The organism is Micromonospora sp. NPDC049801, assembly GCF_040656575.1.
Taxonomy (GTDB): Bacteria; Actinomycetota; Actinomycetes; order Mycobacteriales; family Micromonosporaceae; genus Micromonospora.
On record NZ_JBFAMS010000005.1, the window covers coordinates 420531 to 434834 of the forward strand.

The 14304-nt window shown below is 72.1% G+C and carries 14 protein-coding genes and 1 tRNA gene; 7 read left to right on the forward strand and 8 right to left on the reverse strand.

The genetic code is table 11. The features are described 5' to 3' along the window. Positions 1 to 8 precede the first annotated feature (8 nt). From AB0I89_RS12545 to AB0I89_RS12565, 5 genes are all read left to right on the forward strand, one after another. The gene (locus AB0I89_RS12545) at positions 9 to 971 is read left to right on the forward strand and encodes a UTP--glucose-1-phosphate uridylyltransferase (RefSeq protein ID WP_357124495.1); all 963 of its coding nucleotides are present in this window, start codon (positions 9 to 11) and stop codon (positions 969 to 971) included. Further along, positions 968 to 2281 carry a gephyrin-like molybdotransferase Glp gene (glp, locus tag AB0I89_RS12550; protein WP_357124498.1) on the forward strand — a complete coding sequence of 438 codons (1314 nt, stop codon included), beginning with the start codon at positions 968 to 970 and terminating at the stop codon, positions 2279 to 2281. The genes AB0I89_RS12545 and glp overlap by 4 nt, the downstream gene beginning before the upstream one ends. A gap of 109 nt (positions 2282 to 2390) precedes the next feature. Continuing rightward, positions 2391 to 2999, forward strand: coding sequence for a GNAT family protein (locus AB0I89_RS12555; protein WP_357124701.1), 609 nt, complete (start codon positions 2391 to 2393; stop codon positions 2997 to 2999). Positions 3000 to 3178: 179 nt separating this feature from the next. Continuing rightward, the gene (locus tag AB0I89_RS12560; protein ID WP_357124501.1) at positions 3179 to 3958 is read left to right on the forward strand and encodes a hypothetical protein; all 780 of its coding nucleotides are present in this window, start codon (positions 3179 to 3181) and stop codon (positions 3956 to 3958) included. 246 nt (positions 3959 to 4204) lie between these two features. Next, positions 4205 to 4281 (forward strand) — tRNA-Ala (locus AB0I89_RS12565). Between the two features lie 80 nt (positions 4282 to 4361). Here the strand turns inward: AB0I89_RS12565 and AB0I89_RS12570 are convergent. From AB0I89_RS12570 to AB0I89_RS12580, 3 genes are all read right to left on the reverse strand, one after another. Beyond that, the gene (locus tag AB0I89_RS12570; RefSeq protein WP_357124504.1) at positions 4362 to 5045 is read right to left on the reverse strand and encodes a lytic polysaccharide monooxygenase; all 684 of its coding nucleotides are present in this window, start codon (positions 5043 to 5045) and stop codon (positions 4362 to 4364) included. Between the two features lie 144 nt (positions 5046 to 5189). Continuing rightward, positions 5190 to 5768 (reverse strand): hypothetical protein, encoded by a 579-nt coding sequence (locus AB0I89_RS12575; protein ID WP_357124507.1) that lies wholly within the window; start codon positions 5766 to 5768, stop codon positions 5190 to 5192. A gap of 316 nt (positions 5769 to 6084) precedes the next feature. Next, positions 6085 to 6783: a hypothetical protein gene (locus AB0I89_RS12580; RefSeq protein WP_357124510.1), complete on the reverse strand. Its 699-nt coding sequence runs from the start codon at positions 6781 to 6783 to the stop codon at positions 6085 to 6087. Positions 6784 to 6966: 183 nt separating this feature from the next. Here AB0I89_RS12580 and AB0I89_RS12585 point away from each other — a divergent pair, with 183 nt between their 5' ends. Then, entirely contained in the window at positions 6967 to 7968 is a 1002-nt protein-coding gene (locus AB0I89_RS12585; protein ID WP_357124513.1) for a hypothetical protein, read from the forward strand. Positions 7969 to 8020: 52 nt separating this feature from the next. Here the strand turns inward: AB0I89_RS12585 and AB0I89_RS12590 are convergent, their stop codons facing one another. Beyond that, positions 8021 to 8869 (reverse strand): DUF4352 domain-containing protein, encoded by an 849-nt coding sequence (locus AB0I89_RS12590; protein ID WP_357124516.1) that lies wholly within the window; start codon positions 8867 to 8869, stop codon positions 8021 to 8023. 138 nt (positions 8870 to 9007) lie between these two features. Further along, positions 9008 to 9673, reverse strand: a complete 666-nt coding sequence (locus tag AB0I89_RS12595) for a 4'-phosphopantetheinyl transferase superfamily protein (RefSeq protein ID WP_357124519.1) — start codon at positions 9671 to 9673, stop codon at positions 9008 to 9010. A gap of 183 nt (positions 9674 to 9856) precedes the next feature. On the opposite strand from AB0I89_RS12595, the gene AB0I89_RS12600 reads away from it, so the two are divergent. Beyond that, a complete protein-coding gene (locus tag AB0I89_RS12600) occupies positions 9857 to 10126 on the forward strand; it encodes a hypothetical protein (RefSeq protein ID WP_357124522.1) in 270 nt (89 codons plus the stop codon). Positions 10127 to 10179: 53 nt separating this feature from the next. Here AB0I89_RS12600 and AB0I89_RS12605 read toward each other — a convergent pair whose 3' ends face one another. The 3 genes from AB0I89_RS12605 to AB0I89_RS12615 all read right to left on the reverse strand — a co-directional run bounded on the left by AB0I89_RS12605 (position 10180) and on the right by AB0I89_RS12615 (position 14195). Continuing rightward, positions 10180 to 10962 (reverse strand): peptidase, encoded by a 783-nt coding sequence (locus tag AB0I89_RS12605; protein WP_357124525.1) that lies wholly within the window; start codon positions 10960 to 10962, stop codon positions 10180 to 10182. Continuing rightward, entirely contained in the window at positions 10962 to 12254 is a 1293-nt protein-coding gene (locus AB0I89_RS12610) for a VWA domain-containing protein (protein ID WP_357124528.1), read from the reverse strand. Before AB0I89_RS12610 ends, AB0I89_RS12605 begins: the two co-directional genes overlap by 1 nt. Positions 12255 to 12641: 387 nt before the next feature. After that, entirely contained in the window at positions 12642 to 14195 is a 1554-nt protein-coding gene (locus tag AB0I89_RS12615) for a phospholipid carrier-dependent glycosyltransferase (RefSeq protein ID WP_357124704.1), read from the reverse strand. Positions 14196 to 14304 lie beyond the last annotated feature (109 nt).

The window sequence follows — 14304 nt, forward strand, 5'->3', positions numbered from 1 at the left end:
CTCGCGGCATGTCGGAGCACTCAGCGAACCCCTCAGCGACGGTCGCCGCAACCGGCCGTCCCCTGGCGGTCAAGGCCGTCATCCCGGCCGCCGGACTCGCCACCCGCTTCCTGCCGGCCACCAAGGCGGTTCCCAAGGAGCTGCTGCCGGTCGTCGACCGGCCGGTGCTGCAGTACATCGTCGAGGAGGCCGCCCAGGCCGGCATCGGTGACGTGTTGCTGATCACCGGTCGGGGTAAGACGTCGATGGTGGACCACTTCGACCGTCGCCCCGACCTGGAGACCAGGCTGGAGGAGAAGGGCGACGCCGAGCGGCTGGCGGCCGTGCGTCGGCCCGGTGAGCTGGCCGAGATCTACACCGTCCGGCAGCCGGAGCAGCTCGGGCTCGGGCACGCGATCGGGTACGCCGAGGCCCACGTCGGCGACCAGCCCTTCGCGGTGCTGCTCGGCGACGAGTTCGTGAAGCCGTCCGAGCCGCTGCTGCCGGCCATGCTGGAGTTGCAGGCCCGCACCGGTGGCGTGGTGCTCGCCTTCTTCGAGGTCGACCCGGCCGACACCAAGCGGTACGGCATCGCCTCGGTCGAGCCCGCCGAGGGCGACCTGACCGACATCGGCGAGGTCGTCAAGGTGACCGGCATGGTGGAGAAGCCGCAGCCGGAGGACGCGCCGAGCAACCTGGCCGTGCTGGGCCGGTACGTGCTGCCCGGCACGATCTTCGACGCGATCCGGCGGACCAAGCCGGGCAGTGGTGGCGAGATCCAGCTGACCGACGCCATGGAGCTGCTCCGCACCGAGGGCACCCCGGTGCACGCGATCGTCTACCGGGGCACCCGCTACGACACCGGCATGCCGCTGGGCTACCTCCAGACGGTCGTGCAGATCGCCGCCGAGCGCGAGGACCTCGGCAGCGAGTTCCGCTCCTGGCTGGCCGAGTTCGTCAAGGCCGACGCGGCAGGCGGATCTGGTACATGACCGCGACGGCCGACGCCGAGGCGGCCGCGAACGAGTTGACGCCGCTCGCCGACTACCTGGGCAGCGTGCTGCGCAGGTTACGCGCGCTGCCGCCACTCGACCTCGACCTCACCCAGGCGCACGGCAACGTCCTCGCCGAGGACGTCGTCGCGCCGCACGCCTTCCCGGCCTTCGACCAGGCGGCCGTGGACGGGTACGCGGCCCGCTGGGAGGACATCTCCGGAGGGGGCCGGGGCCCGAGCTACGTCCCGGCCCCCTCCGGCACGCCCGGCGGCCGGAGCATCCGGCTCAACGTGGTCGGCGACCTGGGCGCGGCGAGCTGGCGGCCGGTGCGGCTCACCCCGGGCGCGTGCTTCTCGGTGGCCGCCGGGGCGCCCCTGCCGGTCGCCGCGGACGTGGTGGTCCCGGTGGAGTGGACCGACCAGGGCATGGCCGCCGTCGAGATCTTCCGCACCCCCAAGCGGGGGTACGGCGTCCGCCGCGCCGGTGAGGAGCTGCCCGCCGGCACCCTGCTCGCCCGCGCCGGCACGTACGTCTCCCCGGCCCTCGTCGCCGTGTTCGCGGCCACCGGCATCGGCCACGTGGTGGTCCGGCCGAGTCCACGGGTGGTCATCGTGGCCACCGGGGACGAGCTGGTCGACGTGGGCCGGGGCAGCCAGCCCGGTCAGGTGGTGGACGCCAACTCGCACGCGCTGACCGCCGCCGCGGCCGAGGTGGGCGCGCTGGCGTACCGGGTGGGCATCTGCGACGACGACCCGGAAGGGCTGCGTGGCCTGCTGGAGGACCAGACCCTGCGGGCCGATCTGATCATCACCACCGGCGGGACCGGCACCGGCCCCGGTGACATGGTCCGGCGGATCCTGTCCCGTCGCGAGGGCGGCCGGGCCGGGCCGGTGGCCTTCACCGACGTGGCGCTCTATCCCGGCACCGCTCTCGGGTTCGGCACGGTCGGCGCCGAGGAGGTGCCGGTGGTCTGCCTGCCTGGCGACCCGGGCGCCGCGCTGATCGGCTTCGAGGTGCTGGCGCGGCCGGCGATCCAACTGCTCGCCGGCGCGGAGCCGGTGTTCCGTCCCAGCGTCCGGGCGCACCTGCTGGAGACCGTGTCCTCACCCGGCGGGCTGCGCGAGTTCCGGCCCGCGCACGTCGCCGAGCGACGCGGCGGCGGTTACACCGTGCAACCGCTGCGTGGAGGGCCGTTCACCCTCTCCGGCCTGGCCGAGGCGAACGGGCTCCTGGTGCTCGGCGAGCGGGTGACCAGCGCCGCCGCCGGCTCCACCGTGGACGTCCTGCTGCTGGACCGCCGTCGGTGAGATCCCCCGGACGGGATGTCGGGAGTCCACTTGCGCGCGAACCGGTCCCGCGCGGGAGACTGTGCGGGTGAGTTTCTTCGGACCGGTCCGTGCGCCCGGCTGGCCTGCGGTGCTGGTCGACGGGCCGGTGCTGTTGCGCCCGTACCGGCGCTCCGACGCGGCGGCGTGGTCGCAGGTACGCCGGGCCAACCAGGCCTGGCTGGCCCCCTGGGAGTCGTCGCTGCCGGGCGGTTGGGACGAGCTGAACTCGCCGGCCGCGTTCCGGTGGGTGCACCGTGACCAGCGGCGCTCGGCCCGTGAGGGCGAGGGGATGCCGTTCGCGGTCTGCCTGCGCGAGGCCGACCGGGATCGGCTGGTCGGGCACCTCAACGTCGGCAGCATCGTGCGCCGCGCCTTCTGCTCCGGGTACGTCGGCTACTGGGTGGACGCCCGGGTGGCCGGTCAGGGTGTGATCCCGACCGCGCTCGCGCTCGCCGTCGACCACGCGTTCGGCCCTGGTGGACTCCACCGGATCGAGGTCAACATCCGGCCGGAGAACCGCCCGTCGCGGCGGGTGGTGGAGAAGCTGGGCTTCCGCGAGGAGTCGTACCACGTGCGCTACATGCACATCGACGGCGCGTGGCGCGACCACATCGGATACGCGATGACGAGCGAGGAGGTCGCCGCCGAGGGCGGCCTGCTGGCCCGCTGGCACCGGATCCGCGCGACCGCGCGGTAACGACTGTCCCACGCACGGGATCGGCGCGGCGCTGCGGTATCCCGGTCGGTTCACCGTAACCTCAAGTAACTGCAAGCTGCGGCAAGCGCTCACCGCCCGGATGATCCACGCGCTCAGGCGTGATCGGTGGAAGATCCTGCGGTCGGGGAGCGGTTGCTCCGAATTCGGTGACGGGAGGGGTGAGGGTGCCGACCTCGGTGCTCCTCGCCGTCCTCGCCGCCGCCGGCCTGCTCGCCCTGGCCCCGGCGCTGGTTCGCCGGTACGACGCCACCGAGCGGCTGGTGGCGGAGCGGGCGCAGTCGACGGCGCGGGTGCTCCACCGCCGTCGGCGGCGTCGCACTGTGCCGGGACGGCAGCCCCTCCACCCGCCGCGCTCGCTTGTCGTCACCCTCAGCGAAGATGCGACTACGGGGAAGTTGGCCGTACCGGTCTCCGCGCCCCCGGCGGCCCGTCGCTCCGGCCGGTTGCGCGCCGTGCCGCCGGCTGCGAAGCGTCCCCGCCGCCGTCCGCCGCGCCGGCAGCACACCCCCGCCGTGTACCGGCGACGCCGCGTGCTCGCCGCGCTGCTGCTGCTCAACGTCGTCGAGCTGATCGGCGTGCTGTTCGTCAGCCCTGGCTTCTGGATCGGCTTCTCGGTCACCTTCATGCTGCTGGCCGTGTACGTCGTACACCTGCGCAGGCGAGCCCTCGCCGCTCGCCGCCGGCGTCGCGCCCGGGCCCGGGAGGCGGCGTGGTTGGCCGCCCGCCAGGCCGAGGTCCGCCGCGAGCAGGCCCGTCGCGCGGCGGCCCGCCGGGAGGCGCAGCGTCGTCTGGCGGCCCAACGCGAGGTGGTACGCCGAGCGGCCATGGGCCTCGACCGCCCTGCGGACCTGCCGGCGGCGGTCAACGGCGGCTCGGTCTCGTACCGCCGCTCGGGTGGCCTGCGCGGCCGCCCCTACGAGGCCGGCCGCGGCGCGTGACCGCGCTCGCCCGGGTGCTTGGCCCGCTCTCGCGGCCCTCGTCGGACGCTTGATCGACTCGATTTCCGGGAAGGGGTGGTGTCTGAGTGTCCGGGATGCCCCGGTTTCCAGGACGTCGAGTGGATCTCGGAACGGGCCGGTGCGGCGCACCGGGGGCGGATTCGCGGTGGAGGCGGCCGACCTGTTAGCCTTGCTGCCGGCCCGCCCGGTGCAAGCCGGGTGGGACCGAAGCCGGTTCGCCGGTGGGGGGCTGTGGCGCAGACTGGTAGCGCACCTCGTTCGCATCGAGGGGGTCAGGGGTTCAAATCCCCTCAGCTCCACCAGTGGATAGCACGTCGAGGGCGGGTTCTCGGGAGACCGAGAACCCGCCCTCGACGTCTGTGGTGGCTGTCGAGTCCTGCCGTCAGCTGACGGTGATGTCGCTGCACCACATGTACGTCTGGTCCATGTGCGACGCCTTCCAGATCACGAACAGGATGTGGTTCCCGCTGCGCGAGGACGGGATCGAGACGTTGAACGAGATGTTCTGCGCCGGCGCGTAGCGGCCGGTCGTCGCGATCAGGTCCAGGTTGCCCCACCCGAGTTTCTGGGTGGCCGGGTTGAACCCCTGCTTCGAGACGTAGACCTGGAAGTAGTCAGCGCCGTGGCTGGCCTGGTCGTACATCTGGACCGTCAGGTTGCGGCTGACGGGGGTCGACTTCCAGGCTCCCGGCTGGTTGAGCGAGTCGTTCCGGGAGAGGGCGTTGCTGCAGAGCTGCCCGTCCGGGGTGCGGGCCTGGAACTGGCCGCCGAGACCGTCGCGCAGTTGGCTCATCCAGTTCCACATGGTGTCGGGGTTGGCCTGGAACGCCCGGTAGCACATCGGGTCCTGCTGCTGCATGGCCGGGTTCGTGTGCTGGTTGCCCCAGGTCTTCCAACACTGGTAGGCGCGAGTCGCCGGGTTGATGACGGTGCCGTGTGCCTGGGCCGCGCCGACCGAGGGCAGTGCGCCGGCCACCATGGCGAACAGCAGGACCAGCGCCTGGAGGGACCGACGGACGGTTGACCGGGGTCGCCCGCCGGATTGATCGGACTTGGTTGAACGCACGGTTCATCCTCCGTTCTCGGGGGTGATCGGGTGGGAACGCTCCCAAACCCACTGTTACATCCATGTGTCTAAATATCAATGCTGATCTATGTAAAATGGGATATGAGGTGGTCAGAGTGGTCACCACCGAGCGGGGGAACGTGCTCAGAGGCCGGCTGCGGCGTCGTACCGGCGACGCTGGTCGGCCATCTCCGACTGGGTCAACGCCTCCTTGAGCGCCAACTCCTCGTACTTGTCCGGGAACATCTGCCGAAGCCGGTCGACGAACATGACATCGGCGGTCGCCTCCACCACCTGGATGCCCGGAGGGTTTGTCGACATATCCATGATCACGGGCCCGGCCAGCTTGACCGCCACGTCCCAGGGGCGCTTCTTCTCGGCGACTCCGCACAGGTGGAAGCCGTAGACCGTACGCACGTCGGCCAGCGCGGCGGCGTCGGTCGGCTCGTACCCGTAGACGCGGACCCCGCAGATCACCGGCGGCTTACCCTCGGTGGCCACCTGCTGGGCGCCGTGGCCGGCATGGTTGTGCTGCCCCGGGTCGGCCTGTTCGAGCGTCGTCCGCATCCGGGCGGTGATCTGGGCCTGCAGGTCCGCCGGCTTCGCGTCCTGATTCGCCTGCCTGATCAGTACGACCGCACCGGCCGACACCGCCAGCAGGATCACCGCCACCCACACCAGGCGGTTGCGGTACCACCTGGCGGCACTCTCTGGGGAACTCATCATTGCCTCTCACCTCGTCGCCGGTTCCGGCGTCCTCACGGACCGGACCGGACGCCCCGGCGGGCGCGTCGGCCATCGGGGGCATGTGTCGGGGGTGCGGACGACGGGAACGGCGAGCTGTCCGTCGTCACGGAGATGGCCCGGCTGTGCGACAGGCGAGCGGCTGCCCAATCGGCGCGCTGCCGGCACTGCGCTGCTCCCGCGCTGGCCGTTTCCAGCGCGGTTGCCCCCGCGCTGCGGCGATACGAGCCATTCCAACACGTCTGGCACCACTCTGGCAACATCGACGTACATCATTGCAAAATCGGCACGGCGGTTAGGCGAACCGTTCGGTCGTCACGGTGATCAGCCCCTGCTGCCGCAGCAGGTTCGTGAGGTTCATCAGGGTCTCGCGCACCGCCGGGGCCCCGCCTTCTCGCATCAGGACCGTCACGTCGAGGCCCCAGGCGAGTGTGTGGCTGACCCGTCTCAGGTCCCAGGTGAACCGGGCGCCGCCACTGTCGTGACGCCCGTCGGCGACCGATCCGGCGGTGCCACCGCCCGTCGTGCGCCAGCGGCTTCGCAGGGCCGTCACCTGCTCCGCCCGCAGGTCCTTCGCGAACAGGACGCGGTACACGCGTCGTTCGTGAAAGCCCTCCGGCGGCGGCTGGGTCGGGCCGAGTCGCAGGGGCGTGGCCGCCGCGATCGGTTGATGGTCGCGGAAGTACGTCCGCAGCACGACCTCGGACGGGAGTTCACCGCCGCCGAGGCGTCGGTAGGCGTCTGCCGCCTCGGCGCGTCCGACGGGAACGACCCGGGCGAGTACGGCGGGGTCCGCCCGCAGACCGCGGCTCAGCGAGGCGGAACTCCACCAGCCATCGCTCGGTGTCCAACTCGCGCTGTGCAGCCCGGTGGCGCAGAGGTCGTCCTGGCGGGTGAACTCCTCGACGAGAACGCTCTCCCCGTCGTGGCCGTCCGATGCGGGCAGGACCAGGTGGTAGTCCAGCGCGCGGCCCGGACGTGGGTCGATGATCACGCGTCCGATCCTGAGGCCACGACGGATACCGGGCAAGGGCCCTCCACCCGTCCATAGCAGACCGCAAGCCGGCAGGAGCGATCACGTCGCTCATCGGACAGGCCGCAACCGTGTGACGTCTTCCGGTGTGGATCTGGCATAAGTCGATGCCCGGGAACGCCGGGCTTCACACGGGGAGAAGAGATGACGTACACCGCTCGACGCAGGATGCTCGCCGGCACCGCCGCCGGACTGCTGGCCGCCTCCCTCGGGGTCGCCCTGTCCTCGACGGCGACCGCCGCGCCCGCGAGGACCACCGCCAGCGCCTGCGCCATCAGCACACTGCCCTACCCGACGGACACCTACCGCGCCGACGCGAGCGCGATCGACCCGTCGGGCCGCTTCGTCGCCGGCACGGCCCTGCGGGTCGGTGAGAGCGAGAACCAGTACCTGCTGCTGGTCTGGGACAGGCAGCGGCTCACCGAGATCGTGGCGCCGGGCAACGGACTCCACCCGGTCGACGTCAACGAGAGCGGCACCGTGATCGCCAACGGCTGGGCGGAGAGCGGCATCGGACGGCCGTGGACGTACCGCGACGGCAAGCTCCAGCAGTTGCCGGTGCCGCCGTCCACCGGCATTTTCGTCACCGCCATCAACTCCGCGGGTGACATCGTCGGCTACGGCTCCGACATCGTGCCCGGCGAGTTCAGCGCCCTGCGCTGGCCGGCCGCCCGGCCGGGGACGGTCGAGGTGCTCGACGCCCCGGTCGACGCCCAGGCGACCGGCATCACGCCGAACGGAACCGTCGTCGGTCAGGCGGGACCCTTCGGCGACTGGACCGGATGGATCCGCCGCCCGAACGGCAAGGTCAAGCCGCTCGCGGTCGCCGGTGGTGGGTCGACGGTGGTCAACGCCGCCGCGGGCCACTGGGCGATCGGCCAGGTCTGGCTCGGCGGTGACAACCCGGCGAAGGTCCGGTGGGACCTCCGCAACGGGTCGCACGTGATCCTCGACCCGGAGGCCGGGCTCGACGACGTGAACGCCAAGGGCGTCGTGGTGGGCGGTGCCCTGATCACCCGTGGCGCCACCTCCCGGGTCCTGCCGGGCGGCGGCAACGTCGGCGCGAGGGCCATCGCCGACACCGGCGCCATCGTCGGCTTCCGGAACGCCGACCGGGTGACCCCGGTCCGGTGGACCGGCTGCTGACCTGTCGAACGCGTGGGGCCGGTCCGATCATCGGGCCGGCCCCACCAGCACGTCAGGGCCGCCAGGAGCCGGCGGTCGCGAACCGGTGCTGGTACTCCAGCACCCCCGACGTGTCGTGCACGTCGAACACCACGCTGCCGGTACGTCTGCTGCCCGCGGCCAGGTCGTTGCCGGCCGGGATCGGCTTGCCGCAGCCGGAGAAGGCACCCGTCACCGCGTTGGTCTCGGTGCCGTCGGCGGCGACCCACTGGAAGAAGAGCGGGTTCGCCGAGCCGGTGCCCTTGGTCACCGTCACCGTCACGTCCGCGATCACGAACATGCCCTCGTCGGGCTTCAGGCCGTACGTCTTGCAGGGCTTCGTGGCGGTGTGGAACTTCGTCACGGTGATCTCGACGGTGCCGCCGTTGTCGTCGATGACGAGAGTGTCCCCGACGGACATGTTCCGGGCCCTGCCGGCGGCGACGGATGGTACGGGCGAGGGCATGGCCCCGGCCGCCGGCTGCCCGGCGTCGCTGCTGACGCCGGGGGTGGGCAGCGCCTCGGTCACCTCGTTGGCGGCGTGCTTCGCACCGATGACGACGGCCACGATGCCGCCGGCGCAGAACAACAGGGCGAGCACGGCCGTCGTCACCGCGACGGCGACCACGGTCCGCTGCGACGTCGTCGTCGGCGGGACGGGTGGCGGCATCGTGAGCCGATGGCCCGGCCCGTCGCCCTGCGGGTACGCGGCGCCGGAGTACGGCGGCGGGACCGGCTCGCTGCCCGCAGTCGACCAGGGGCTGGGCGTCGCCGGCAGAACCGTCGGGTCTGCGGCGGACTGCCGCGGTGTGGCCGGGAGCAGCGGCTCCGGACTCGGCTGCTGAAGGTCCTGCGGTCCGACGGGGGGTTGGGGGTGGGTCACCGTACTCCTTGACGCCTCGTACGTGCGGTTCGGGAACGCGCCGACGCTACCTCGCGGCACCGGGCGGCCGGTCGGCACGCCGGCCCACGTCCCACGGCCTCCGCAGGCCGCCGCGGTGACCACCATGGATGGTGGCGGTCAGCGCGGTGCGAGGACGGCAGCGGTGCGGACCAGGCCGTCGGCGACCACGAACCGGCCGTGGATCGTGCTCGGCGGGTCCGCGACCTCGGCGGCCTCCGCCGCGTCCACCCGCGTCGGCGCGATCCGAGCGGTGAACGTGCCGGCGTCCGGGTCGATCTCCAGCCGGGCGTCGTGGAAGTCCAGCCAGGACCCGACGACCGGGTGCCAGACCTTGTAGACGGTCTCCTTGGCGCTGAAGAACACGATCGGCCACCGGATGCCGGAGGGAAGTCGCGCGTAGTGCTCCTCCTCCTCGGGCAGCAGCACGAGTCGGCGTACCCCCGCATCAATCTCGCGGTGCTGCTCGGCGTCCATACCGACGGACCGCACGTCGGTGGCGCGCGCCGCGGCGGCGGCGCAGTAGCCGGCGGTGTGGGTGATGGCGCCCACCACGCCCGCCGGCCAGACGGGCGCCCGGTTGGCGGCGCTGGGCACGGCCACCGCAGGCAGGCCGAGGTCGGCCATGGCCCGGCGGGCACAGACCCGGCCGGCGGTGAAGTCCCGTCGACGGGTCTGCACCGCCTGGTCGCCGAGACACGCCTGCTCCGCGTCGAGGAGGTCGCCGGTCCAGTCGTCGGGCGCGGCGACCGCCACGGCGACCGTTGGCGGTAGGAGATCACGCACGGCGGAGCCCTACCGATGGGTAGCGAGCAGGCGTTCTCTGGACCGTCAAATTTCCGACTCCCACGACCGCAGAACGTACCGCAAAGATGTAACACCGGAGGGACGCGTCGCGCTCTCCATGATGGCTCCGGGGGGACCACCATCAAGAGCTGCCAAGTCCCGTGAGCATCTGAAGGAGCTGCGATGAGCGATGGCGCCGAACGGCCAGGGGGTCGGGCCGACGACCACGCACCGACGACCCCGGGCTGGAACTGCGGCTCCTGCGGCGACGAGTGGCCGTGCACGACGAAGCGCGACCGGCTGCTGGCGGAGTACGGGGGGGACCGCGCGATGCTCAGCGTCTACCTGGGCTCCTGTCTCGCCGCCGCCGCCGAGGATTTGCGGGCAGCGCCGGTGATGTCGTTGCAGGACCGTTTCATCGGTTGGCTGCCGCGGGGGACGCGACGAGGCTGAACCGTCGGTGGCCCCGCCCGGGGCGGGCGGGGCCACCGACGGACACGGCCGACTCAGGGTCGCCGGGGCCGCCGGGTCAGAGCGAAGCCGACCACCCCGGCCACCGCGGCGAGCACGCCGCCGATGCCGGTCCAGATCCAGCGCGAGCCGAGATCCGGCAGCCAGTCCGTCAGCGAGCCGGTCTCGTCGTCGGCCGCCGGCTCCGGCGTCGGTACGGCGTTGAGCACCGTGCCCGCCTTCGTGTTCGGCACCAGCGGTGCGGCCAGCTCGCCGTCATCGGCTGAGGCGCCCCGGTCGGTGACGACGCCGACCAGCAGGTCCACGTCGACGGGTGCGCCCAGGTCCGGCTCGGGCAGGTCGGTGACCGAGAGCCGGACCACGTACGTGCCGGGCAGCGGATCGGCCGACCACGGTTCCGCCCAGGGACGGACCTCGCGCAGCGTGCAGCCCAGCGCCACGCTGGACGCCTTGCCGTCGACCGTCGGTGTCTGTGCCCCGGCGGTGCACGCCTGCCGCCGACGCAACCCGTCGAACACGTCGATCGTCCACGTGGAGGCGCCGCTGCGGGCCTTCGGGAAGGTGACGGTGGCGTTGATCTCGTGGACCTGCCCGGCCGTCGCGGTGAACGACCAGTACAGGTGGTCCCCGACGGAGGCGTTCACGCGTACCGGCTGACCGGCGGTGATCGGCGTGGCGGTGAGGAACGAGGTGCCGGCCCGGGTCACGGCAGTGGCGCCCGGCGACGGGGTGGGGGCGGCCACGGCCGCCGCGGGCAGTAACGCGACCCCGCCGACGGTGAGCAGCGCCGCCAGCGACCGGAACAGTGCGGTACGCATCAGTTCTCCCTCCAGGTGGCGACCCACCAGCGGGTGAGCAGGCCGGCGACCAGGCCGGTGAGCAGGCCCGCAACGGTGAGCAGGGCGAGCAGGACCCAGCCACGGCCGAGATCGGGGCCGTCCGGGGCGCCGGCGGCGGCGACCACGTCGATGGTCAGCTCCACCGGCAGGCCGGGCGTGGCCGCGGTCCCCGGGCGTGCGGCGAACGAGTTGCTGACCACCAGGCAGACGGTGGTGGGCTCGACGGTCGGCGTCGGGCTCGCCTCGGCGGCGTCCTCGTCGGCGGCGTCCTCCTCGTCCGCCGTGGCCGACCAGCGCAGACCGGCGGAGAGCACGTCGGCACGGCCGCTGCCGGCGTCCGCGCCCCGCACCAGTTCCCGTCCGTCCGCTGCGGTGGCCCGCAGCAGCACCCCGTAGTCCCGGTTCACCGGCCGGTCCAGCGCCATGCTCACCGACGCGCGCAGCTCCTGACCGGGGCGTACGGGCACCCGGTAGTAGCGGTGCTCGGAGAACGACTCCCGGTCGGCGTACACCCCGGGGGCGAGCAGCGGCGCGGACCCGCAGGCGTCGGTGCCGCCGACCACTGTCGGCGCCCGGGTGTGGGTGTCGCCGGCCCGCTCGACGAGCTGCTTGATCCGGCCCGTCAGCTCGTCGGCGCTCTGCGCCGCGGTGTACGTGCCGCCGGTCGCCCCGGCGATGCACAGCAACTGCCGGCGTACCTTCTCGTCGGGTGCGAGGCCGAGCGTGTCGACGACCAGGCTGGTGCCCTGCGCGGCCAGTTCCCGGGCCACCTGGCACGGGTCCGGCGGGGCGCAGGTGTCCTCCCCGTCGGTGATCAGCACGATCCGCCGGGTGGTGGCCCCGGTGCCCAGGTCCTGTGCGGCGGAGCGCAGTGCCAGCCCGACCGGGGTGAACCCGGTCGGCCGGAGTGTCGCCACCGCTGCCTTGGCCGCGGTCCGGTCTACCGGACCGACCGGCACGATCTGTTGGGTGTCCTGGCAGCCGACCTTCTTGTCCTTGCCCTTGTAGGTCGCGCCGAGCACCCGGATGCCGAGCTGGGTCTCTTCGGGCAGCGCGTCCACCACGTCGTTGAAGGCCTGCTGGGCCACCGAGATCCGGCTGCGTCCGTCGATGTCCGCTGCCCGCATCGAGCCGCTGACGTCGAGCACCAGCTCAACCCGGGGTGGCTCGGCCACCTGCTCCTCGTCGGCCGCCGCCGGGACCGGCCCGGTCAGCGCGGTGGTCGCCAACAGTCCGAGAAGGACGGCCGCCGATCGTCTGAAGTTGATCACGGCCCGCAGTGTAGTGAGATCCACTTTGGATGGCCGTCGGGGTGGTTGGTCGTTCCGGACGGCCAAAGCGCCCCTTGAGGGCGCTGGGTCCACGTCAGGTCACCCTCGGTCAACGGCCGGAGGATAGTCCTCGGCCCGGCCGGAATCGGTCGGAAATCCGACCCAAGTTGACCCGTTGTGCCGGTGGCGCGCGGTGGTTAAGCTCTTCATGCGCGCCCCAATCGCCCGCTTCCCCCGTGGCAGGCGATCGGGGCGCGCGTCTTTGTCTGGAACGTCTTTGTCTGGAACTTCTTTGTCTGGAACTTCGCAGGCAAGCATCGGGCCCGCACGCGTCACGCGTGCGGGCCCGATGTCCTTCGCGCTGTGCGGCGCGTCGCCTGCCGGTGCTTATATCCAGCGACCGTCGAGCCACATCCGGGCCAGCCAGTCCGAGTACGGGATCAGTTTGCCCACGAAGATCGGGTAGAAGTAGGCGAAGCACAGCCCCACCAGCAGCACGTACGCCCCGGCCGCGATGCTGCCCACCAACCGTCGTTCGTAGCCGGCGTCGCCGGGCACCAGGGTTTTCGTCTCACCCACGTCACCCCCGGCCGGGGCGATCAACGCGCCCAGCACGTACACCACGGCGAGTACCAGGAAGGGCAGCGCCGGGGCCGCGTAGAACGAGAACATCGTCCGGCCGTCGAGGGCGAACCAGAACCAGGGCAGCAGACCCGCGGCCACGGTGAGCAGGATCGCGCCGGCCCGCCAGTCCCGACGGGCGATGCCCAACCAGACGAGCGCCACCAGAGCGGGCAGGAACGACCACCACAGCAGCGGAGTGCCCAGCAGCAGGATCTCCGAGGCGCAGGTCGGTGCGCCGCAGGCGCCGTCCCCCGACCAGTGGAAGGCGACCGGGCGGCCGAGCAGCAGCCACTGCCACGGCCACGACTGGTACTTGTGCGGGTCGTCGAGCTGGGCGTGGAAACCGTACGCGGCGCGGTGGTACTCGTAGAGGTTGACCAGCGGGCCGATGACAGGCGTGTCGCTGAGTGACCCCGTCGGGTACGCCGACGACGTCGCCAGCCGGTAGTAGCCGTCGTCGCTCAGCAACCACCCCGACCAGGTCGCCAGGTAGGTGCCGACCATCAGCACCCCCGCCAGCACCAGCCAGGGCACCTCGTCGAGCAGGGTGTCCCGCCAGGGCCGGCGGACGCCGGCCGACCGGCGGAGCCCGACCTCCCAGAGGACCACGAAGAGGGCGAACACCGGCACGAAGTAGAGCGCGCTCCACTTGACCGCGCAGGCGCAGCCGATCAGCACCCCGGCGGCCAGCCGCCACCACGGCCACGTCCGCCAACCGGTCGACGGTCGGCCCGCACGGCCGGGCAGGCTGGGGTCGAGGCCGTCGTCAAGCGCGCGTGCCCAGCGCCGACGCCGGGCGTCCCGGTCGAGCACCAGCGCGCCGAAGGCCGCCAGCACGAAGAACAGCAGGAAGATGTCGAGCAGCGCGGCGCGGGACAGCACCAGGTGGAAACCGTCCAACGCGAGCAGCAGGCCGGCCGCGCAGCCGAGCACCGTCGAGCGGAACAGTCGCCGGCCGATGCGGACCAGCAGCAGCACCGACAGCGTGCCGATCAGGGCCGCCGAGAACCGCCAGCCGAACTCCGGCGCGGCGGTGAACAGGTGCCCGCCGACAGACACCTTCGAATCCGCGTCCTGATAGCCGAAGGCCCACTCGCCGATGCCGATCAGCCACTTGCCCAGTGGCGGATGCACCACGTACGACGGGACGTTGTCCTTATAGTTCCATTCGACGCCCCGGCTGATCAGCCCGTACGCGTCCTTGGCGTAGTACGTTTCGTCGAAGATCTTGCCCTTGGGGCTGGACAGGCCGACGAAGCGCAGGATCGCCGCGATGGCCACCACCACGGCGGTGGCCAGCCACGAGTACGGGTCCATCCGGCTGTCGACGGTGGCGAACCGGCGACGGACCGCGGCGGACGCACCTCCGCTGTCGGCAGGCGGCGTCGCCGCTTCCTGATGGGGGCTGGGCTCGCCGGAAACCTCG

Coding starts and splice junctions, on each gene's coding strand:
- AB0I89_RS12545 (WP_357124495.1), top strand. CDS start 9: ATGTCGGAGCACTCAGCGAACCCCTCAGCGACGGTCGCCGCAACCGGC.
- glp (WP_357124498.1), top strand. CDS start 968: ATGACCGCGACGGCCGACGCCGAGGCGGCCGCGAACGAGTTGACGCCG.
- AB0I89_RS12575 (WP_357124507.1), bottom strand. CDS start 5,768: ATGAGTTCCCCAGAGAGTGCCGCCAGGTGGTACCGCAACCGCCTGGTG.
- AB0I89_RS12585 (WP_357124513.1), top strand. CDS start 6,967: ATGACGTACACCGCTCGACGCAGGATGCTCGCCGGCACCGCCGCCGGA.
- AB0I89_RS12600 (WP_357124522.1), top strand. CDS start 9,857: ATGAGCGATGGCGCCGAACGGCCAGGGGGTCGGGCCGACGACCACGCA.
- AB0I89_RS12605 (WP_357124525.1), bottom strand. CDS start 10,962: ATGCGTACCGCACTGTTCCGGTCGCTGGCGGCGCTGCTCACCGTCGGC.
- AB0I89_RS12615 (WP_357124704.1), bottom strand. CDS start 14,195: ATGGACCCGTACTCGTGGCTGGCCACCGCCGTGGTGGTGGCCATCGCG.